Genomic DNA, 19,922 nt, shown 5'->3' with positions numbered 1-19,922 from the left:
TGTCAAAGTCTGTTCCAGCCGCGTTGAAGTGCATGATCCACCGTATGTCGCGCCAATTCCAGGCTGCAATCGATGAGAGTCAGACCCTTTGTCGTGACATGCGCGGCGGCCAATGGTATCTCGGTGCAGCCCATGATCACGGATGTAACGCCATGCGCGACGGCCTGTTTCAGGACCGGGTCGAGAGCTCGACCGGCGGATTCGTACCGACCCGCTTTGATCGATCGGATGCATTCATCAATCGCGGACTGATCCGAATTCGGATCCGGGATCTCGAAGTCGATCTCATGGTCGGTCAATGTGCGCTGAAAGAAGCCCGATGCCAATGTACCGCGCGTGGCCAGGATCAGTGTGCGGCCAGTTCGCGGCACCCTGTCAAGGGCGGCGTTCGCGATATGCATGATCGGTGCATGACTGATGGCGCTGAGTTCCTGATACCAGTGATGCGAAGTGGCGCAGGGAATCACGATCAGCCCCACATCGGCACGGTTCAGGAGTTTTACACCCTGTTCGAGCATGGGTAACGGATCCTCGCCGAACCCGAGGATGGCGGCACTACGATCCGGGATCTGGGGCAGACTCACGAGGACCACGGGCAGATGATCCTGATCGCGAGAGGACGGCGTCAACGCCATCAGCTTGGTCATGAAATCAATGGTTGCGGCCGGCCCCATTCCGCCGAGTATACCTATGCAGCGCATGGTTCGGTCTCCATTGTCTCCGGTGTGGCGCAAATCAAGGCCACTGAAGCCGTATTGGCGATCACCAACACCAGCGTACGCAAGATATCACAGATCGGATCTATGGCCAGAAACAGAATGATGGCGGCCTCGAACGGTAGGCCCAGGTATCCGCAGACCACACCTATCAGCGAGACGATGGCGAATCCGGTCATTCCCGCCGAGGCAAAACCGGCCATGATTGAGGCCGCCATGACCGGCATCAGTTCGCCGATGGTCATTTCATGGCCATAGAGCTGCGCGATGAACAGTGTTGCACAGACGTAATACAGGGTCGGACCCAGACGCAACAAGGACACACTGAGCGGAACGAGGAGTTCGACCTGAGAACGCGAAAAATGCAGTTTCTCGGTCAATGATTCGATCATGATCGGCATACAGATGACGCTGTTGCGGGTCGCGATGGCGAGAGCGAAAGGACCGCGAAGTGCATTGACCACAGTCTTCAACGGAAGCTGCGCGCGCTGCCAGATCAGAAACAGAGACAACAGGATCATCAGTATGGAGGCGGTCGTGAATGCGGCGAAGAATTGAGCCATCGCCGGCAGAGGCTCCAGGCCGCTGCGAGCGATTTGGCCGGCACTCATACAGAGCAGCACGACTGGGAGGAGATATGTCATCCAGTGCATCAATGTCTGGCAGCCTCGATACACCGTCTCCAGAGAGGTCGTCAGTCCGACCGAAACATGATTCGGCACGCGCCCGATTGCAAATCCGAGCAGCACGGAAAAAACGAGAACCTTGAGTATCTCGTCGTTGACGAGCGCCTTGAAGATGTTCGATGGAATCAGATTCAGCAGCAGCGAACTGAATCCCGGCGCTCGTTTTTCATCGTTTGAGCCGTTGAGCTGCATGGCGATGTCTGCCGATCCCAGGTTTTCGCCAACGATGTCGCCAAACGAATCCAGCGTCTGTTGAGGCAAATCCGATCCGGGCTGAAAAGCCATCATCGTACCGATGCCGACAACAGCGGCGGCGAGCGAAAAAAGCACGAAGACCAGGATGATCTTGACGAAGATTCGACTCCCGGACCCCTCCCGGATCAATCGATATACACTCAGGATGACGGCCGACATCATGAATGGCAGCACGATCATTTTCATCAGATCCAGATAGACATCACCTATCGGCGCCAGGCTCGAAGACAACTGGGGCGCCTGAACGCCGAGAGTCAGCCCGGCCAGCAGACTTGCAAGAATGACCCAAGGATTGAGTGCAAGATTGATGAAGGTGTTCGCGCTGTCGTTGCTCATAGATCCGTATCGATTCGATCGTCGATCAGTTGTCGAATTCCAATGCCTTCTCGATCGTCAACTGATTCGGGTATTGATCGAGGAATATGTTGACGAACTCGGCCAATGCCGTGTCTTCCGGGCCGATCGCAATACAAAGCGCATCGTCGAGATCCGTCAGGGTCACGGTGCGAAGCGTCAAGGAGACCTTGGGGTCTTTTTTCAGCAATCGCTTTATTTCGAACTCGTCCCGATAGGCTCCGACCACATCGCCCTGATGCACGGCCTGAACCACGCTTTGCCAATCCGAATATTTCTCGATCTCGGCGTTTGGAAAATTTCTTACGGCGAAGTCCACATAAGAAGAATTGGCGATGACGCCGATCTTTCCATTGAAATCGCGAATGATGTTCTGAATGGGTTCGTCCTTGGCTATTTTGGCCAGTTCGAGCCGATTCAGGATCAATGCATGTCTCAAGCGCAAATAAGGATTCGAAAATCGTACCAGGCGAGCACGCGAGAGCGTCCGTGACAATTTACTGATCCCGACATCGGCTTTCTTGCGCGCCACCAGTTCGACGACCGCATCGAAACTTTGCGCTTGACGGTCGAAGCGGACCTTGACGCCGAGTTTGTCGGCCAGCGACTTCGCCATTTCGACTTCCAATCCGATGAGTCCGTCTTTGCCTTGATAAAAAAACGGTGGATTGTCGATACTGTGCATGGCGACGATGAGTTCACCACGTTCGACGATTCGAGCAATGTCGGGGGCGAGAATGCTCGTGTCCATCTCCGCCATCCGTTTTTTTTCGTCATCCTTGACGACGGCACGCGGCGCCGCCCCCCCGTTCCCTCGAGTCGCGGCCTGTTGCGACATCTTTTGGACGAACTGAGACCTGGGAATATTCCACTTGTCTTCCAATCGCTTCAGTAAACCACTCAGGTGCCAGTCATGGATGGCCTTGGAGATCGAGGATTCCAATCGCCCCCCTCGTTCATCCGGATGCAGGGCAATGGACCATCCGGTCGGATAGAGCGCCGGCAATGTCATCTCATAGCGTTCGGCCAGATTCGGATCCTGCAATAGCACCGATAACACAGCCGTGTCACCGAGCAGTCCGTCGCAGCGTCCATCGCGAAGCGCCTCCAGTCCGATTTCAGCGCTGTATAAAGGTACGATATCCGCCCCGTATTCGATCGTGATCAGGCGATTATAGAAAGATCCGCGTCGCGAGCAGATGCGTCTGTTGCGCAGAGCGGACCAATCCTCGAATCCATCGGAACGACGCGCGATCAAACTCGCGCCGGACTCGTAGTAATTTGGTGAGACCAGGGTCAAGCTGGAGCGGCGCTCGGGTGTTTCATTGAGTGTGGCGATGACGACATCGACGCGATGTTGCTTGAGTGCATCCTCGCGATCGGCTGAAACGAGAGCAACCAGCTTCAATTCCACCCCGAGCCGGTCGGCCAGATCCTGGGCGAGATCCGGCTCCAGACCAATGATTTGGCCGCTTTTTTCGTCGAGCATTCCAAATGCGGGAACATCGGATTTGACTCCGACGATCAGGGTTCCACGGCTCTTGATATCATCGATCGAATCGGCACAGGCGGGTGATGCATGCAAAAAAATCAAGGCGGCGGATATCAGTGTCCATGCAAACATGGCCACGATTCTTGAAAAGTGTACAATCCTCACTGCGGGGTCTCCCCGGGGTCGGAATTCGAATCGAATCCTGAGTCGATGCCGCGATAGCGCAGTGCAACACAGGTGATATCGTCGAACTGCTCGATTCCATCGGCGAATCGATCCACAGCCTCGAAGACCATGTCCACGACCGGAGAAGGATCCAGAGTCTGCTTGTCGAAGAACAACGTCGACAGACGTTGTGTTCCAAACTCCTCGCCGGCGGCATCGATGGCCTCGGTGACGCCGTCCGTGAACATCAGCAATGTATCTCCGGGCGACAAACGAATGTTCGATACTTTGTAATCGATCTCGCTCATGACGCCGAGCGCCATGCCGCCCGTGCCTTGCAAATATTCGGCACGTCCGTCGGCATGGATCAACAGGGGCGGCGGATGCCCGGCATTGACGAATTCCAACACGCCGCTGCCGGGATCGAATATGGCGTAAAAGAGCGTTACGAACATGCAGGCGTCGTTTTCTTCGGAGAGATCGTCGTTGACTTTGGCGATCGTTCCGCCGATATCGAGCGAACCCTGAGTCGCGGCAGATCTCAGCAGGGTCTTCGAGACCATGCCGAACAATCCGGCCGGAATACCCTTTCCGCTCACGTCCGCCACGACGATGCCTTGCAGGGTTTCGGCGACATCGAAATGATCGTAGAAGTCACCACCGACTTCCTTGGCCGGTCGCATCCTGCCCCATAGGGTATAGCTGTCGTGTTTCGGCCAATGCCGGGGTAAGATCGATTGTTGGATCTTTGCGGCGATATCGAGCTCCTGACGCAATGCGATCAGTTGCATCGACTCCTGAAATGCCCGCGTGATGGTTTCGAACCAGGGGCGCCATCCGCTGGGTACCGTTGGAATGGTGACGGGTTCGAAATTCGAAGCCGCCGCGATGTGCCTGACCAATTTATCGGCCGGTCCGACGAATTCGCGTGAAGTCAGGAAATAAGTCAGAGACATCAGTATGACGAGCCCCAGCATGACGACGAGCATGGCCGGCCCGGCGACCGAACCGACCCGCCACCATAGAGCGGATTCCGGCACGACATAGAAAAGCGACCAAGGCGCGGTGATCAGTCCATGGCGAATCACCAGATAGCCGTTGATTCGTGCGGGTTCCCCCGACTTCAGGCGGCGCAATCGATCGATCACATCGCTCAAATCGAGCGGTACGGCCTGGTCCAGCGTGGGTGTCGCAGTGACTTCGAGTGGGTTGGCATATAGATCGGGATGGGCCAAGACCTGCTGTCGGCGATCGACCAAGAAAGTCAAGCCGAGTGGATAGGTGAAATCCGAGTTGATCCGGTTGAGATAATCGATGCTCGTATCGATGGCGATGATGCCGACGAATCGAGAACCGATATAGACAGGGGCCGCCTCGGGTACGAGCAGGCCGATATCCTTGCCGGCGAAATATACGGGCGCCCAATATTTTTCGCGATCCGGATTGTTGGATGGAAGCCCCATGATCCAGACAGGATCTTGATATAGGGACGGATCGAAAAAAAGCGACGAAGAATTTCTCCACGGAAACACCGCCTTGAATTCTTTTTCGAGCAGGAAACTCGCTTGTGCGGCACTGGGAAGCGTGAAGATCAGTGAGCTCCACTCGTGGTTGATGCGTAGCGCGACATTCAAGTCCTCATAAAACTCCGGACTGCGGTCCCGCAAGGTTCCGAGGCCGATCAAATTTCCTCCATCATCCGGCGCCGGTAATGCGTCGAGATGGAACAGGTGGCGAGTACCGTCTTCCTGCAACCAAGCGCCCGGCGGATGATCGAGCAGCTCAGGGCCTGAATATAACGGATGATCGAGGCGCTGCGAGGCCGACATACGGAGTGTTTCGAGATGATCCGCGGAAGAGCGCAGTACGAACTCGAAAAATTGGGCGTGTCTCGAGACATGGCCACCGATCAGTTCGATTTCCTCACTCATCTTGCCTTGCAGCAGATGAGCGAAAAACAGGACCAATGCAATGATGATCAGTGTGTAGGCAATACCGATCAAGCGATTGTAATTCTTGAAGAGGTTCGCCGATCGTCGGCTCCCCGAAACGCTCGTCATTGAATCTCAACTCCCCCACAGGATATGGTCGACATACTGCTTGATCTTGCGGTGTCCCGGGGTGTCGATGGTCGTGAACTGGAGGTTGGTCCGAAACCTGTCCTTGTTCGGCAGCGAGCGAAGGACGCGGGCATAGACCTCGAGCGGGCCATCCAGACCGAATTCGGGCGCGAGCGACATCAAGACCTCGGAATACGGCGGCAGGGCCATGGGCAGATCCACGCACAGCCCGAAGTATCCCATGTCGTTGACCTGACCGACGAAGCGCTCGGGCAGGATACGCTTGTCATCGACGCGCTGGAAGACGGCCGGGAAATCGACCAGGATGCGCGGCGTCTTGCGGATCTCGATGGTCGGGACACGCAGCAGTCGCGGCTCCTTGACGGCCTTGAGCTCGTAGAGCATCACGGGCGTGGAGCGACCCTTGACCTGGACCTCGTTGACGTTGCCGACCTGGATGGCATGACCGGCGGCGCGAAAGGTCGCCTCGCTCAACAGGATCTGGCCGCGTAGCGCATAGCCCTCGATGCGCGAGGCCAGATTCACGGGGGTGCCGATGACCGTGTACTCGTTATAGACGTCCGATCCGAAGCACCCCGCCATGACGTCGCCCGTACTCAATGCAATGCCGGCATAGAGGCGCGGCTCGCCGAGAGCCTCATTGCGACGATTCAGATCGATCATGCCCAGCTGCATCTCGACGGCACAGTTCAGGGCGCGGATCAGATCGTCGGGGCGGCGTGTCGGCACACCGAAGACGGCCATGATCGAGTCGCCCATGAGCTTGTCGACCAGACCGCCATGTCGGTCCACGATCCCGGCCATGAGCCCGAAGAATCGATCGAGCAGCTCGACCATCAGCGTCGGTGCGACCGAATCCATCAGGGTCGAGAAACCGCGCAGATCGGCGATGAGAATGGTGGCCCGAGTACCGACGACCGGATGGGACTTGCGCATAGTCGAGATCCGTAATTGATGATTTTCATGGGTTTTGTGGTGTGCTCGGTCCATGCTTGCAGCCTGATTCCTGACCAACGCTGCCCAAGAGCATACCCATCCATGGATCGTTTTACACGTAACTATAGCCTGCTGCTCGGCGCCATCCTGATCGCCGCCCTCTTCTTCTGGGCCAAGTCGACCTGGAAGCCCGAAGTCTGGAATCTGGACGAGGTCTTGACCTCGGACCCGCAACTCGCCGACTACCCCTACCGGTTCCGGCTGCGCGACTTCCGGGATGGCGTGGCCGTGATCTCGACCCCGCGCTCGCCCGACTTCCCGGCCTACAGCTTCCTGCAGGTCATCCATCCCAAGCTCGCGGGCAAGGCCCAGGACGACCCGGAGATGATCGCGGCCCAACAGGATCTCATCGATCACCAGAAGCGCGCCATGGACCTGATGCTCGCCCAGCCGGGCGTGAAGAGCGTCGACTGGGAGCTCGACGTCAAGTGGCTGGCCGACCACGGCATCCATCGCTGAGAGGCACACTCGGGACAGGGGAATTCCTGACTAAGGCAGACTATAATCGCGCCCTTGAACTCCGGAGGGCCGATCATGGGAACCAGCCATCACGATCCGACGACGCGCGCCAACCCCAAACCACCTGCCAATCCGCCGGGCTAGGTCGTCGCCCCATGCGCTCGATCCTGCTGGTCGACAATGGTTCGAGCCGTCCGGATTCGACGCTGAACCTGCGCCGGATCGCCGAGCGGCTCGCCGAGCGCGTCGGTGAGCCGGTCCGCCCCGTCTCGCTGCTGCACGCCGACCGTGTGCCGGCCGAACGGCTCGACGGACGACCGGCCGAGATCCTGGCGCCCACGCTCAGACGTCTGGTCGGCGCAGGCGTGCGCGATCTGCGTCTCCTGCCGCTCTTCTTCGGTCCAAGCCGGGCACTGACCCGGTTCGTTCCGGAACTCGCCGCCGAGGTCACCGCCGAACTCGGTCCCTTCCGGCTCGAGATCGCGCCCGAACTCTGCCCGCTGCCGGCGGGCGAACCACGTCTGGTCGAGATCCTGGCCGACAATCTCGCCGCCGCCGCAAAGCGTGCGGCCATCGAACCGAGACGCGTGGTGCTGGTGGATCATGGTTCGCCGATCCCGGAAGTCACGGCGGTGCGCCGCCGGCTGGCGCTCGGACTCGCCGAGCGGCTCGGACCGGACGTCCGGCTGGAGGAGGCGGTGATGGAGCGCCGTCCCGGGCCTGAGTACGATTTCAACGGCCCGCTGCTCGAAGAGGTGCTGAGCCGTCTGGCCGAGGCGGATCGCGCGACGCCGATCCTGCTCTCGATGCTCTTCCTCTCTGCGGGCCGGCACGCCGGACCGGACGGCGACATCGCCCAGATCCGTGCCCGGATCGAGGCGCGATTCCCGCCCCTGCGCATCGAGGTTTCGCCGCTCGTCGGCAGTCATCCAGGTCTGATCGAGATCCTCGCCAGCCGTCTCTGAGGTCGTGAGCACTCAGAGGCCGGAAGCGGCGATGCGGTCGCGGACCTCCAACGCCACTTCGAGCGCCCTGAGCCCCGTCCGGCCATCGACCAGCGGTCGCCCCCCCTCACGCACCACGCGCACGAACTCGGCCAATTCCAGATCCAGCGGCTTGATGGCGTCGATCTGGAGCCGCTCGCGCACGATCTCGGGGCGCGCGCCGCCCTCGACCGGACGCGGCTCGGCCAGGTCGAGGGTCTGCCGGACGAAATCGAGCGACAGATAGCGCCCGGACTGGAAGACCCGGATACGCCGCGTCGTCTGATCCGAGACCCGGCTGGCGACCACGTTGGCGACCGCGCCGTTGTCGAACTCCAGCCGGGCATTGGCGATGTCGACGTGCTCGGTGAGGATCGAGGCGCCGATGGCCGAGATGTGGCGGATCCCGGCATCGACCAGCGACAGGATGATGTCGAGGTCGTGGATCATCAGATCCGAGACCACGTCGACATCGGTCGCACGCTCGACGAAGCTGCCCATGCGCTGGGCCTCGATATAGCGCGGTGCGCGGATGCGATGGGCGAGCGCCATGACACCGGCGTTGAAGCGCTCGACATGGCCGATCTGGAGGATGGCGCCATGCCGCTGGGCCAGACGCACGATCTCGGCGCCCTCCTCGCGCGTGGCGGCGATGGGCTTTTCGAGCAGCACCGGGATGCCGCGTTCGAGGAAGGGCGCGGCGGCGGCCAGATGTGCGGTCGTGGGCACCACGACACTGACGGCATCGACCCGGTCGAGCAGCGCGTCGCTGTGCGTATGGGCCGCGCAGCCGGCCTCGGCGGCGACCGAGGCCGCCCGCTCGGCGTCGCTGTCGACGACGCCGACGAGCTCGACCTCGGGCAGGCGCGAATAGATGAGGGCGTGGAATCGGCCCAGATAGCCGACGCCGATCACGGCGACCCTCAATCGGGTGTCCTGGGTATCGAGTGACATTGGACTCATCCGGAAGGCGAGGCCAGGCCGGGGCGGACCGACGGACAGGCTCGCGTGTTGGGATCAGCCGCCGATGGCGATGGCCTCCGACGACTGAACCGCGATCTCACCGCGATCGACCGGCGCGCAGGCGATCAGCTGATAGCTGATGGTGGCGCACAGACCCACGATGACGAAGAACATCAGAACAATGAGCGGATCGGGTCTGCGATGAAGCCGCTTCCGCTTCCTGTAGATCATCCAACTGCCCCTGAATCTCAAGTAAGTTTTCAGCAATATTCTACAAGCATCTCAAAATGCGACAAGGTCGCCGGTCGGGTCGGACTCCGAAATGCACCGGACCGGTATATCATGCGTCCATCCAGCGCTCGCCATCCAGGAGACCACCTTGAGCGACTATCTCATCGCGATCTCGGCCCAGAGTCAGTATCAACCGGATCAATCCTCACCGGAAGAGGAGCGTTACGTTTTTACCTACACCATCACAATCGAGAACCGCGGCGCCAAGCCGGCGCGACTGCTCGACCGGCATTGGGTGATCACCGACGCCAATGGTCAGGTGCAGGAAGTGCGCGGTCAGGGCGTAGTCGGCGAGCAGCCGCATCTGCGTCCGGGCGAGGCGTTCCGCTATACCAGCGGCGCCGTGCTCAACACGCCACTCGGCAGCATGCAGGGTCACTATGGGATGCTCGGCGACGACGGCACGCGCTTCGAGGCGCGCATTCCGGTCTTTTCACTGACCTCGACCCGGTTGCACTGAAGCCCGGCGGTTCAAGGAGTCGACCCGGATGCCTGTCTACGCGATCGGCGACCTCCAGGGGTGCCACGCCGAACTCGAGCGCCTGCTCGATCGTCTCTCATTCGATCCGTCCGTCGACCGGCTCTGGTTCGCCGGCGACCTGGTCAACCGCGGCCCCGAGTCGCTGGCCGTGCTGCGCCGGGTGCACGCGCTCGGCGACTCGGCCATCGTGGTGCTGGGCAACCATGATCTGCATCTGTTGGCCGTGGCCGCCGGTAATGCCAAGCACTCGAAGAAGAGCACCCTGGGCGCCATCCTGCATGCGCCGGATCGCGACGAGCTGCTCGACTGGCTGCGCCGCCGTCCCATGCTGCATCACGACCCGGATCTGGGCCTGACGCTCGTCCATGCCGGACTGCCGCCGCAGTGGGATCTGGCCGAGGCGCTGGCCTGCGCGCGCGAGCTGGAGACCGTGCTGCGCTCCGACGACCACCCCGAGTTCATGCACGCCATGTACGGCGACGAACCGGCACGCTGGTCGTCCGATCTCAGGGGCCTCGAGCGGCTACGCTTCATCACCAATGTCCTGACCCGGCTGCGCTTCTGCACGCCCGACGGCACCCTGGCGCTCAAGGAGAAGGGTGAGATCGGCAGTCAGTCGCCGGGGCTGTTGCCCTGGTTCCAGGTTCCGGGCCGGCGCACGCGCGCCGACCGCATCATCTTCGGCCACTGGTCGGCACTCGGTTACTGGAGCGGCGAGAACGTCTGGGCGATCGATAGCGGTTGTCTCTGGGGCGGCGCGCTCACGGCGCTACGGCTCGACTGTGAACCGCTGGAGCCGATCCAGATCCGGTGCGCGGGCTATCTGCAACCTGGGCGAGACTGAGCGACTCAGCCGCGCATCAGATCCACGAAGGTCATGGCGAAGGCGTTGCGTTCGTCGGCCGGACGCTCGACGCGCGTGATCTCATGCCACTCGGCCGGATTCCAGCTCGGAAACCAGGCATCACCCGTGACCTGCGTCCGCACGATCGTCAAATGGAGTCGGTCGGCCAGGGGGAGCGCCTGCGCATAGATCGAGGCCCCGCCGACGATCATCAGCTCGGGTTCGTCGACGGCGCCGATCGCGGCCTCCAGCGAACCGAAGACCTCACAGCCATCGGCGCGATAGCCGGGATCACGCGAGACGACCAGATGCCGACGGCGCGGCAACAGGCCCGGCAGCGACTCCCGGGTCTTGCGTCCCATGAGGATGGGCTTGTCGAGCGTCAGCGCCTTGAAGTGCGCCAGATCCGCCGGCAGGTGCCAGGGCAGCGTGTTGTCGCGTCCGATCGTGCGTGCCTCGTCCATGGCCGCCACCAGCGCGATGATCGGGCGTCGGCGCGGCGATGCGGAATCAGACGGCATGGAGCACGGCCCTCAAGCCGAAACGGCGGCCGGACGCGGCGCGGCCACAGGTGCGGGCGCCGACCACAGCCGTTCGAGGTTGTAGAATTCGCGCACCTTCGGGAGCATGACATGAACCACGACCCCATTGAGATCGACCAGCGCCCATTCGCCCTCGGCCAGCCCCTCGGTGCCGAGCGGGGTCTCACCGGCGTCCTTGGCGCGAAAGGCCACAGTCTCGGCGATGGCCTTGACATGGCGGTCCGAGGTGCCGGAGGCGATGATCATGAAATCGGTCACGGCGGTCTTGCCGCGCACGTCCAGCACCTGGATGTCGCGGGCCTTCATATCGTCGAGTGTGTCGAGAACCAGTTGTTTGAGTTGATCGAGCTGCATGGAATCCTCTGTATTCGGGAAACGGGGTGTCTTGGCGACGGCCTAGAGATTCGGACGAGGCGGTTGGGACGGGCGCGCCGGATCGGTCGACGCATAGAGCCGTTCGCGCTCGATGTAGTCGAGCACGGCGTCGGGAAGCAGATAGCGCGGACTGCGTCCCTGGGCGATGAGTTCGCGGATGCGTGTCGATGAGATGTCGAGCTGGGTCAGGGTCTGGAACAGGATGCGCCCGCCCGCTCGGGCCGCCAGACAAAGCGGTTCCTCGCAGACCCGTTCCAGATAGAGCCGGCGCAGGGCGGGACTGGCGACCGGATCATGTCCGGGCCGGCGCATGACCACCAGATGCGCCAGTTCCAGGATCTCCAGCGGACGATGCCAGTCGAGGAACCCGGCATAGGCATCGGCGCCGATCAGCAGACAGAGCGGACGGTCGGGACCGAACTCGTCACGGAGCGAGCGCAGGCTGTGCAGTGTATAGGAAGGACCGTCGCGATGCAGCTCGCGTCGATCGAGCACGAAGCCCGGCGCGGCGGCGAGCGCGGCCTCCAGCATCGCCAGCCGCTGTTCGGTACTCGCCAGCGGCTGCGGCCGATGGACGGCGATCCGGAGCGGGATGAAGCGAACCTGATCGAGCGCGAGTCCCTGGAGACAGTCCAGGGCCGCGCGCAGATGACCGAAATGGATGGGGTCGAAGGTGCCGCCGAGCAGACCGATCATGCACGCACCCGGATCGCCGATCGCGCCGACACCCGGGTCGAACCGGGGCGCCCGGCGCCCCGTCGATCCGCCATCAGTTGTGCGACTTCATCAGCAGCTTGAAGATCTTGAAGTTGATGATCCAGAAACGAATGAACTGCCATGGAATGGACTGGCGCATATAGCGCGTGAAACCGGTCGGGACCGGCGGATAATAGGCTTGCTGATAGGGTTCTTTGTTCTTGGCGGGCATCTTGTCGTTCTCCTGTTCGGACAGGTCGTAACCGTTCGATGAATACTGATCCGCTTTAGCCCCTCTCCCCTTGCGGGAGAGGGGTTGGGGAGAGGGGGGCACCCTCAGTCGGGCAGCACCGACCAGCCCGGACGCAGCTTGGCCTGATAGATGAAGACATGATGCAGGATGTACTTCATCCAGTGTCCGGCCAGACCGATCTCGCCGAAGGTCAGATCCATGTCGCGTCCGTACTGCGGATAGGTCTCGTAATCCGGCACCACGGGGAACACGGTCATGGTCGCCGCCGTACCCTTGAAGATGTCCATGCCGGTCGAGGCCACGCAGGCAGCCCCCATTTCGCCCATCGAAGCGGTGTGCGACAGCGTGGTCGCGCCATTGAGCAGGTCGCGGATGTTCTCGGCCACCGCCTTGCCGATGGTCGCCGAGGGCATACCGGTGCGCGGCGGCGTCGGGCTGATCTGCAGACCGCTCGGACTCTTCATCACCTTGCTGATCGGATGCGGCGGGGCGAAGGCGATGCCGATGGCGAAGACGTTCGGGTATTTCGGCGTCTGATAGGTCTTCGGCCAGTCGGCCTTGCTCCACTCCTCGAACGGCTTGGGAGTGTAGTCGGCGTCGACCTTCATGAAGCCGTTGGGCGCGAAGAGCTGATCGGTGATGTCGTCGCCGGACTTGTCATAGGCTTTCAGCCCCACGCCCGAGAACGGCGGGATGAGCATGGAGAAATCGAACTCCAGCTCGTGCTGACTGCCGTCGAGCTGCTCGTAATGGATCTTGCCCGGCTCGACCTTGGTGACGGCCGCGCGCGTGATCCACTCCATGCCGCGTTCGACCATCAGCGACTCGGCGAAGATCTTGCCGTTGGTGACATAGCCGCCACGGGTGATGTGCACGCCGCCCATGCCGAAGTCGCCCAGCTCGTACTCGTTGCTGATCCAGACCACGCGCGCCTGCTTGCGCACACCGGCCTTGCGCAGGACGTGATCGACGTTGTAGATGTACTCGAAGGCCGCGCCCTGACAGGTGCACATGCCATGCCCGGTGCCGATGACGAAGGTCTTGCGCGCGCCGGCCTTCATCTCCTGCACACACTTCTGGAGCTGGGCATTGGCCTCCAGCGCATGGGATGGGGTGCAGACCGACATGGTGTAGCCCTTCTCCGGCCCCAAGCCTGGGGTGGCATCGAAGTTGAGCTTGGGACCGGTGGCATTGACCAGATAGTCGTATTCGATCTCGTCGCTCTGACCGGCTCGGGCCGGGTCCGTGTATTCGATGGTGACGAAGGGACTTTCGTGCCCGCTGCCGCCCTCGGGGTGGAGCGAGACGGCGCGTGCCTGCCGGAAGCCGACGTTGATCTTCTTATAGACGGGCGCCAGCTCGAAGGTGACCTGGCGCTCGGTCATTTCACCCACGCCGACCCAGATGTTGGATGGAATCCAGTTCCACTTGGCATTGGGCGAGACCACGGTGATCTGGTGCTGTTTGCCCACCCACTTGCCCAGATAGCGGGCGGTCGTATGGCCGGAGATGCCGGCTCCGAGTATCAGGATACGTGCCATGACAGGGTTCCTCCTAAGGCTGTTATTGTCGGTTCGGGCCACTGACCGGCGTTCGAGCGTGCTCGACCGGATCGAGTTCCCGGTCGGCGGTCGCGAGCGTCGCTTGAAGTCGCATTCTTAACCGCCCGATCGGGCCTTGTCGAGCCCCTCGAAACGGCTCAGCCGCGCACCTCGCCGTCACCCAGCACCACGAACTTCACCGAGGTCAGTCCTTCCAACCCGACCGGGCCGCGGGCGTGGAACTTGTCGGTACTGATGCCGATCTCGGCGCCCAGACCATATTCGAAGCCGTCGGCGAAGCGCGTCGAGGCGTTGACCATGACCGAACTCGAATCGACCTCGCGCAGAAAACGGCGCGCGCGCGAATAGTCCTCGGTGACGATGGCGTCCGTGTGGGCCGAGCCGTGACGGGCGATGTGGTCCATGGCCGCGTCCAGCCCCTCGACCACGCGGATCGACAGGATGGGCGCCAGATACTCGGTGTCCCAATCTTCATCGGTCGCCGGGATGGCGTCGGCGATGAGTTCACGGGTCTGCGGACAGCCGCGCAGCTCCACGCCCTTCTCGCGATAGGCCGCGCCGAGCCGGGGCAGGATGGCCGCCGCCACGGGCGCGTCGACCAGCAGCGTCTCCATCGTATTGCAGGTGCCGTAACGCTGGGTCTTGGCGTTCATTGCGATGGCGAACGCCTTGTCGAGATCGGCGTGTTCGTCGATGTAGACGTGACAGATGCCGTCGAGATGCTTGATGACCGGCACCCGCGCCTCGCGACTGATGCGCTCGATCAGCCCCTTGCCGCCGCGCGGGATGATGACATCGATCGACTCGGGCATGGTGATCATGGCGCCCACGGCGGCACGGTCGGTCGTGGCCACGACCTGGACGCCGTCCTCGGGCAGCCCGGCGCTCGCCAGCCCCGCCTGGATGCAGCGCGCGATCGCTTGATTGGACGCAAAGGCCTCCGAACCGCCGCGCAGCACCGTGGCATTGCCCGACTTGAGGCAGAGCGCGGCGGCGTCGGCGGTGACATTGGGTCGCGATTCGTAGATGATGCCGACCACGCCGAGCGGCACACGCATCCGCCCGACCTGAATGCCGCTCGGACGATAGTCGAGATCCGTGATGGCTCCGACCGGATCGGGCAGGGCCGCGACCTGACGCACACCCTCGATCATGGCGTCGATGCGCCCTGGCGTCAGTTCCAACCGGTCGAGCAGGGCCGCGTCCAGCCCCTTGGCCGCACCGGCCTCCAGATCGTGCCGGTTGGCCGCGGCGATGGCCGCACGCTCGGCGTCGAGCCGCTCGGCGATCGCCAGTAGCGCGGCATTCTTGGCCGCCGTACTCGCGCGTGCCAGCCGGCGCGAGGCCGCACGCGCCCGCCCGCCGAGGTCGGTCATGTAAGTCTGGATGTCCTGAATCTCCGGATCGGTCATGGATCTGAACCCGTCTTTGGTTGCGCATTGATGCCCTGGGATGAATTCGGCGAGCATAATGCCACGATTCGCGCGCACGCGACACAGAAGCACGGAGCGCAGAATCCCAATGCCTGTATGTGAGATCCCCGCCCGGTCGCCATGATGGTTCCATCGCGCGGCAGGAGCAGGATGCCGTTCATCCGCGCCGCATTGGATTTTTCGCCCTCGCGGTGCATATTCGACTTCTACCAACCACTGTTCGGCACTGGAGGTGCACGTGACCGCCAAAGCCTGGTTTCTCGAAGGTTATCTCGGTGACTCCAAACACATGCGCCGTGTCCGGCTGAGCGAATTCCCGTTCAGGGCCGGCCGTCAGGAGGGCCTGCCGCTCAGACTGGACACCTCGGGCGTCTCGCGCAATCACGCCGAGTTCGATGAAGGGGGTGATGAGGGGCTGATCCTGCGCGATCTGGCTTCGACCAACGGCACCTATGTCAATCGCCGGCGGATCGAGGGCGAGCGGCGGGTGCGTGACGGCGACATCATCCACTTCGCCGATCAGGAGTTTCGTCTGATCGCGCTCGACCTCCAGCCCGAGACCAACCTCGATCAGACCCAGGTCGGCATCGGCACCCTGCCCGAGAAACTGCCCCAGGGGGCACGCGAGTTCCAGCAGATGCTGCTCACGGGCACGGTCGGCACGGCCTTTCAGCCGATCGTCGACGCCCAGGGTCAGGTCTTCGCCTATGAATTGCTCGGACGCGGCGACTTTCCCGGACTGCCGGTCGCGCCCTACCCCCTGTTCCAGATCGCCGAGAGCCTGGACCTGGAGGTGCCCTTCAGCGATCTGCTGCGCCGACGCGCCGTGGAGCACGCTACGCGTCTGGATCCGCAGGGGTGCTATTTCTTCAACATCCATCCGCGCGAGACCGAACAGCCCGATCAGTTGCTCGCGCGCATGACCGAGATGCGCACGAACTGTCCGGACGTGCGGCTGGTGCTGGAGATTCACGAAGGCGCCGTCACCGATGGCCCGCTGATCCGCCGCATCCGCGATCACCTCAAGGCGCTGGACATCGGTCTGGCCTATGACGACTTCGGGGCCGGTCAGGCGCGCCTGATCGAGCTGATCGAGGTGCCGCCCGACTATGTGAAGTTCGACATGGCACTGGTACGCGACATCGACACCGCCCCGGAGGCCAAGCGGCGCATGCTCGGGCTGTTCCAGGGGCTACTGCACGACATGGGCATCGCCTCGCTGGCCGAGGGGGTCGAGACCGCCGCCGAGGCCGAGGTCTTGCGCGCGATCGGGGTCGATCTCTATCAGGGCTATCTGTTCGGCAAGCCCAACGACACGCTCGCGATCAAGACCTGAACGCAAGAGCCCGCCGGGCGGCGGGCTCCAAGAGCGGATCGGAGCGAAACGGCTCGATCACTTGATCTCGTCGGTGTCGAGCTGCTGCATCAGACCGAAGCTCTTGACGAAGGGGCCGGCCATACGCGGATCCTTGATGATGGCCTTGTAGTCACCCACCTTGAACTTCAGCTTGCCGGTCATGAAGGCCGCGCCCATGCCTGTCATGCCGATACCGTTCTCGACCCACTTGAGCCAGTCCTTGAGGTCGGCGCGCATGTCCCAGTTCGGGGCCGGATCGTTCTCGGACCATTCGCCTGCGCGCACGCAGACGCCCTTCTCGACCACGAACACACCGCGCGGGTTCTCCTCGTCCTTGAACCCGCAGGTGATGACCGAGTTGAAGTCGATCTCGGCGAGCTTGTCGCGGACCTCCGGCTCGTTGTTCCAGGCGTCCTTGAGCTGATTCATCCAGTCGGCGGAAAAGAGTGCGGACATCTGTATCGATCCTCCAGTGTGAGCGGCTTGGGTTCTTCGTCGACGCAGGTCCAGACCTGCGCAAGCGAGGATTCTAACAGGATCGCCATCAAGAATACCGGCCAAGCGGTTTAGAATGTCGCCATCTTTGGACAGTACCGGACCCCTGAGACACCATGACCGAACAGCATCACAACGTCGATCACGCCGAGATCAGCAAGTTCGAGGCCCTGGCCTCGCGCTGGTGGGATCCGCACAGCGAGTTCAAGACGCTCCACGACATCAACCCCCTGCGTCTGGACTATGTCGAGCGCGGCGCCGGCGGGCTGGCCGGCAAGCGCGTGCTCGACGTCGGCTGCGGCGGCGGTATCCTCTCCGAGGGCATGGCGCTGCGCGGCGCCCAGGTCATGGGCATCGACATGGGCGACATGCCGCTGCGCGTGGCCGAACTCCATACGCTCGAGAGCGGCGTGGATGTCGAATACAGGCGCGTGCCGGTCGAGACCCTGGCCCTGGAGCAGCCGGGCGCCTTCGATGTCGTCACCTGCATGGAGATGCTCGAACACGTGCCCAACCCGGCCTCTGTGGTCGATGCCTGCGCGCGGCTGGTGCGTCCGGGCGGCCGGGTGTTCTTCTCCACGCTCAACCGCAATCCCAAGGCCTATCTGCTCGCCGTTGTCGGCGCCGAGTACATCATGCGCATGCTGCCGCGCGGCACCCATGATTACTCGCGCTTCATCCGCCCATCCGAGCTGGATGCCTGGATCCGTCCGACCGCGCTGCGTACCACCGATATGACGGGCATGGTCTACAACCCGCTCACCCGGGTCTACCGACTCGATCCGCACGATCTGGACGTGAACTATCTCGTGACCTGTGTGCGCGACACCCATGGCTGATCCGCGTCCGCCGCGCGATGGTCTCGTGCTCTTCGATCTCGACGGCACCTTCGCCGATACCGCGCCCGACATGGCCGCCGCGCTCGACAGGCTCATGCGTCGTCACGGGCGCTCTCCCCTGCCCTTCGCGCGGGTGCGGCCCTATGCCTCGCACGGCGCACCGGGAATTCTTAAGGTCGGCTTCGGACTCACGCCCGAGGATCCGGACTACGAGCCGTTGCGCCGCGAATATCTGCGTATCTACGAGAGCGCCCTGGTCGACCGGACCGCGCCCTTTCCGGGCATGGTCGAGCTGGTCGACGCGCTGGAGGCGCGCGGTCTGCCCTGGGGGATCGTCACCAACAAGTCGACGGCGCTCGCCGAACCCCTGCTGGAGCGGCTCGGCTTTCTGGAGCGCGTCGCCTGTCTGGTCTGCGGCGACACCACGCCGCGTCCCAAGCCGCATCCGGATCCGCTGCTCTATGCCTGCGATCTGCTGGGCGTCGCGCCCGAACGCGGCTGGTACGTCGGCGACGCCGAGCGCGACATCCAGGCCGGACTGGCCGCCGGCATGGGCACACTGGCCGCGCTCTTCGGCTATCTGGGACCGGACGACGATCCCCACGCCTGGGGCGCGCACGGGATGATCGAGCATCCGCTGCAACTGCTCGACTGGCTCGCCTACGAAGCCGATCGCAACGATTGACCACTGATCACCCAACCGACGACCGAACACTGAAATCAAGCATGTCCACAGATCCATCCTCGAATTCCAACGGCGGCCGACTCCAGGACCGCGTCATCCTCGTCACAGGCGCCCTGGAGGGACTGGGCCGCGCCGTGGCCCTGGCCTGTGCCGCCGAGGGCGCGACCGTCATCCTGTCCTCCTTCGATCAGGCCGATCTGGAGCCGGTCTACGACCGGATCCTCGACGCCGGGCATCCCGAGCCGGCCATCCTGCCGCTGAACCTGGAGACGGCGACCGAGCGCGACTTCATCGCCGCCGCCGACGTCATCGGCGACACCTTCGGGCGACTCGAGGGTCTGGTCCATTGCGCGGCGTCTGCGCCCTTCCTGAGCCGGATCGACGACTATGACGCCTCCGAATGGGAGCGGGTGATCCGGGTCAACCTCAACGCGCCCTTCATGCTCACCCAGGCCTGTCTGCCGCTGCTGCGTCTGGCCGAGGACGCCGCGATCGTCTTCACGGCCGACCGCGTTGGGCGTCAGGGGTTGGCCTACTGGGGCGCCTATGCCGCCGCCAAGTTCGGCATCGAGGGTCTGATGCAGGTGCTGGCCGAGGAGACACGCGAGTCCGGCCACATCCGCGTCAACAGTCTCGATCCCGGTATCCTGCGCACGGCGATGCGCGCCAGTCTCTATCCGGGCGAAGATCCCAACGGCCATCCGGACCCGGCGACCGTGGCCGGCGCCTATGTGCAGTTGCTCGGCCCCGAGGGACGCGGGCTGACCGGACGCGCGCTGCGGGTCGAGAACGGCCGCGCCTGCTGACGTTTTTCACCGTCACCAACGACCCCGAACGTGCCGGTCGCCCGCCCGCGCACGCCCTTGACCGATAGGACATCCGAGACGCCGCCGCCCCTTGGCGCTGGTTTCTCCGATAC

General features: G+C 62.8%; 21 protein-coding genes. 8 read left to right on the top strand and 13 right to left on the bottom strand.

Annotation, left to right across the window (positions count from 1 at the left end):
* Positions 1 to 2: 2 nt before the first annotated feature.
* From cuyB to Atep_RS09000, 5 genes are all read right to left on the bottom strand, one after another.
* The gene (gene cuyB / locus Atep_RS09020; RefSeq protein WP_213378230.1) at positions 3 to 701 is read right to left on the bottom strand and encodes a cysteate racemase; all 699 of its coding nucleotides are present in this window, start codon (positions 699 to 701) and stop codon (positions 3 to 5) included.
* Positions 689 to 1,993, bottom strand: a complete 1,305-nt coding sequence (locus tag Atep_RS09015; RefSeq protein ID WP_213378229.1) for a dicarboxylate/amino acid:cation symporter — start codon at positions 1,991 to 1,993, stop codon at positions 689 to 691. Before Atep_RS09015 ends, cuyB begins: the two co-directional genes overlap by 13 nt.
* Before the next feature lie 25 nt (positions 1,994 to 2,018).
* Positions 2,019 to 3,635: a transporter substrate-binding domain-containing protein gene (locus Atep_RS09010; RefSeq protein ID WP_213378228.1), complete on the bottom strand. Its 1,617-nt coding sequence runs from the start codon at positions 3,633 to 3,635 to the stop codon at positions 2,019 to 2,021.
* A gap of 29 nt (positions 3,636 to 3,664) precedes the next feature.
* On the bottom strand, positions 3,665 to 5,671 hold the full coding sequence (locus Atep_RS09005; RefSeq protein WP_213378227.1) for a PP2C family protein-serine/threonine phosphatase: 2,007 nt from the start codon (positions 5,669 to 5,671) through the stop codon (positions 3,665 to 3,667).
* A 63-nt stretch (positions 5,672 to 5,734) separates the two neighbouring features.
* Complete coding sequence (locus tag Atep_RS09000) at positions 5,735 to 6,685, bottom strand: adenylate/guanylate cyclase domain-containing protein (RefSeq protein WP_213378226.1); 951 nt, start codon at positions 6,683 to 6,685, stop codon at positions 5,735 to 5,737.
* Between the two features lie 102 nt (positions 6,686 to 6,787).
* Here Atep_RS09000 and Atep_RS08995 point away from each other — a divergent pair, with 102 nt between their 5' ends.
* A complete protein-coding gene (locus Atep_RS08995; protein WP_213378225.1) occupies positions 6,788 to 7,204 on the top strand; it encodes a hypothetical protein in 417 nt (138 codons plus the stop codon).
* Positions 7,205 to 7,359: 155 nt separating this feature from the next.
* Positions 7,360 to 8,169 (top strand): sirohydrochlorin chelatase, encoded by an 810-nt coding sequence (locus tag Atep_RS08990; RefSeq protein ID WP_213378224.1) that lies wholly within the window; start codon positions 7,360 to 7,362, stop codon positions 8,167 to 8,169.
* A 12-nt stretch (positions 8,170 to 8,181) separates the two neighbouring features.
* On the opposite strand, the gene Atep_RS08985 is transcribed toward Atep_RS08990, so the two are convergent.
* On the bottom strand, positions 8,182 to 9,141 hold the full coding sequence (locus Atep_RS08985) for a Gfo/Idh/MocA family protein (protein WP_213378223.1): 960 nt from the start codon (positions 9,139 to 9,141) through the stop codon (positions 8,182 to 8,184).
* Positions 9,142 to 9,529: 388 nt separating this feature from the next.
* Here Atep_RS08985 and apaG point away from each other — a divergent pair, with 388 nt between their 5' ends.
* Complete coding sequence (gene apaG, locus Atep_RS08980; RefSeq protein WP_213378222.1) at positions 9,530 to 9,901, top strand: Co2+/Mg2+ efflux protein ApaG; 372 nt, start codon at positions 9,530 to 9,532, stop codon at positions 9,899 to 9,901.
* 28 nt (positions 9,902 to 9,929) lie between these two features.
* The gene (locus Atep_RS08975) at positions 9,930 to 10,766 is read left to right on the top strand and encodes a symmetrical bis(5'-nucleosyl)-tetraphosphatase (protein ID WP_213378221.1); all 837 of its coding nucleotides are present in this window, start codon (positions 9,930 to 9,932) and stop codon (positions 10,764 to 10,766) included.
* Between the two features lie 5 nt (positions 10,767 to 10,771).
* Here Atep_RS08975 and Atep_RS08970 read toward each other — a convergent pair whose 3' ends face one another.
* From Atep_RS08970 to Atep_RS08945, 6 genes are all read right to left on the bottom strand, one after another.
* Positions 10,772 to 11,287, bottom strand: coding sequence for a dihydrofolate reductase (locus Atep_RS08970; RefSeq protein ID WP_213378220.1), 516 nt, complete (start codon positions 11,285 to 11,287; stop codon positions 10,772 to 10,774).
* A gap of 12 nt (positions 11,288 to 11,299) precedes the next feature.
* Positions 11,300 to 11,662, bottom strand: coding sequence for a ribosome silencing factor (gene rsfS / locus Atep_RS08965; RefSeq protein WP_213378219.1), 363 nt, complete (start codon positions 11,660 to 11,662; stop codon positions 11,300 to 11,302).
* 42 nt (positions 11,663 to 11,704) lie between these two features.
* Positions 11,705 to 12,379 carry a nicotinate-nucleotide adenylyltransferase gene (nadD, locus tag Atep_RS08960; RefSeq protein ID WP_213378218.1) on the bottom strand — a complete coding sequence of 225 codons (675 nt, stop codon included), beginning with the start codon at positions 12,377 to 12,379 and terminating at the stop codon, positions 11,705 to 11,707.
* A gap of 73 nt (positions 12,380 to 12,452) precedes the next feature.
* Positions 12,453 to 12,611 (bottom strand): hypothetical protein, encoded by a 159-nt coding sequence (locus Atep_RS08955; protein ID WP_176975937.1) that lies wholly within the window; start codon positions 12,609 to 12,611, stop codon positions 12,453 to 12,455.
* A gap of 104 nt (positions 12,612 to 12,715) precedes the next feature.
* Entirely contained in the window at positions 12,716 to 14,173 is a 1,458-nt protein-coding gene (locus Atep_RS08950) for an NAD(P)/FAD-dependent oxidoreductase (protein ID WP_213378217.1), read from the bottom strand.
* A 158-nt stretch (positions 14,174 to 14,331) separates the two neighbouring features.
* Positions 14,332 to 15,606: a glutamate-5-semialdehyde dehydrogenase gene (locus tag Atep_RS08945; protein WP_213378216.1), complete on the bottom strand. Its 1,275-nt coding sequence runs from the start codon at positions 15,604 to 15,606 to the stop codon at positions 14,332 to 14,334.
* Positions 15,607 to 15,865: 259 nt separating this feature from the next.
* Between Atep_RS08945 and Atep_RS08940 the strand changes: the two genes are divergently transcribed.
* A complete protein-coding gene (locus tag Atep_RS08940) occupies positions 15,866 to 16,963 on the top strand; it encodes an EAL domain-containing protein (protein WP_213378215.1) in 1,098 nt (365 codons plus the stop codon).
* A 57-nt stretch (positions 16,964 to 17,020) separates the two neighbouring features.
* Here the strand turns inward: Atep_RS08940 and Atep_RS08935 are convergent, their stop codons facing one another.
* Positions 17,021 to 17,440 carry an SCP2 sterol-binding domain-containing protein gene (locus Atep_RS08935; RefSeq protein ID WP_213378214.1) on the bottom strand — a complete coding sequence of 140 codons (420 nt, stop codon included), beginning with the start codon at positions 17,438 to 17,440 and terminating at the stop codon, positions 17,021 to 17,023.
* 155 nt (positions 17,441 to 17,595) lie between these two features.
* Between Atep_RS08935 and ubiG the strand changes: the two genes are divergently transcribed.
* From ubiG to Atep_RS08920, 3 genes are read left to right on the top strand one after another with little or no spacing between them, the layout of a single operon-like run.
* Positions 17,596 to 18,318: a bifunctional 2-polyprenyl-6-hydroxyphenol methylase/3-demethylubiquinol 3-O-methyltransferase UbiG gene (gene ubiG / locus Atep_RS08930; RefSeq protein WP_213378213.1), complete on the top strand. Its 723-nt coding sequence runs from the start codon at positions 17,596 to 17,598 to the stop codon at positions 18,316 to 18,318.
* Positions 18,311 to 19,003: an HAD family hydrolase gene (locus Atep_RS08925; RefSeq protein ID WP_213378212.1), complete on the top strand. Its 693-nt coding sequence runs from the start codon at positions 18,311 to 18,313 to the stop codon at positions 19,001 to 19,003. Before ubiG ends, Atep_RS08925 begins: the two co-directional genes overlap by 8 nt.
* A gap of 41 nt (positions 19,004 to 19,044) precedes the next feature.
* Entirely contained in the window at positions 19,045 to 19,809 is a 765-nt protein-coding gene (locus tag Atep_RS08920) for an SDR family NAD(P)-dependent oxidoreductase (protein WP_213378211.1), read from the top strand.
* The last annotated feature ends 113 nt before the right edge of the window (positions 19,810 to 19,922 follow it).

The organism is Allochromatium tepidum (assembly GCF_018409545.1).
Taxonomy (GTDB): Bacteria; Pseudomonadota; Gammaproteobacteria; order Chromatiales; family Chromatiaceae; genus Thermochromatium; species Thermochromatium tepidum_A.
Note: the sequence above shows the minus strand (reverse complement) of the source record. Positions and strands in the feature narration are given on the sequence as shown.

Coding starts and splice junctions, on each gene's coding strand:
- cuyB (WP_213378230.1), bottom strand. CDS start 701: ATGCGCTGCATAGGTATACTCGGCGGAATGGGGCCGGCCGCAACCATT.
- Atep_RS09015 (WP_213378229.1), bottom strand. CDS start 1,993: ATGAGCAACGACAGCGCGAACACCTTCATCAATCTTGCACTCAATCCT.
- Atep_RS09010 (WP_213378228.1), bottom strand. CDS start 3,635: ATGTTTGCATGGACACTGATATCCGCCGCCTTGATTTTTTTGCATGCA.
- Atep_RS09000 (WP_213378226.1), bottom strand. CDS start 6,685: ATGCGCAAGTCCCATCCGGTCGTCGGTACTCGGGCCACCATTCTCATC.
- Atep_RS08995 (WP_213378225.1), top strand. CDS start 6,788: ATGGATCGTTTTACACGTAACTATAGCCTGCTGCTCGGCGCCATCCTG.
- Atep_RS08990 (WP_213378224.1), top strand. CDS start 7,360: ATGCGCTCGATCCTGCTGGTCGACAATGGTTCGAGCCGTCCGGATTCG.
- Atep_RS08985 (WP_213378223.1), bottom strand. CDS start 9,141: ATGTCACTCGATACCCAGGACACCCGATTGAGGGTCGCCGTGATCGGC.
- Atep_RS08975 (WP_213378221.1), top strand. CDS start 9,930: ATGCCTGTCTACGCGATCGGCGACCTCCAGGGGTGCCACGCCGAACTC.
- Atep_RS08970 (WP_213378220.1), bottom strand. CDS start 11,287: ATGCCGTCTGATTCCGCATCGCCGCGCCGACGCCCGATCATCGCGCTG.
- rsfS (WP_213378219.1), bottom strand. CDS start 11,662: ATGCAGCTCGATCAACTCAAACAACTGGTTCTCGACACACTCGACGAT.
- nadD (WP_213378218.1), bottom strand. CDS start 12,379: ATGATCGGTCTGCTCGGCGGCACCTTCGACCCCATCCATTTCGGTCAT.
- Atep_RS08955 (WP_176975937.1), bottom strand. CDS start 12,611: ATGCCCGCCAAGAACAAAGAACCCTATCAGCAAGCCTATTATCCGCCG.
- Atep_RS08950 (WP_213378217.1), bottom strand. CDS start 14,173: ATGGCACGTATCCTGATACTCGGAGCCGGCATCTCCGGCCATACGACC.
- Atep_RS08945 (WP_213378216.1), bottom strand. CDS start 15,606: ATGACCGATCCGGAGATTCAGGACATCCAGACTTACATGACCGACCTC.
- Atep_RS08935 (WP_213378214.1), bottom strand. CDS start 17,440: ATGTCCGCACTCTTTTCCGCCGACTGGATGAATCAGCTCAAGGACGCC.
- ubiG (WP_213378213.1), top strand. CDS start 17,596: ATGACCGAACAGCATCACAACGTCGATCACGCCGAGATCAGCAAGTTC.
- Atep_RS08925 (WP_213378212.1), top strand. CDS start 18,311: ATGGCTGATCCGCGTCCGCCGCGCGATGGTCTCGTGCTCTTCGATCTC.
- Atep_RS08920 (WP_213378211.1), top strand. CDS start 19,045: ATGTCCACAGATCCATCCTCGAATTCCAACGGCGGCCGACTCCAGGAC.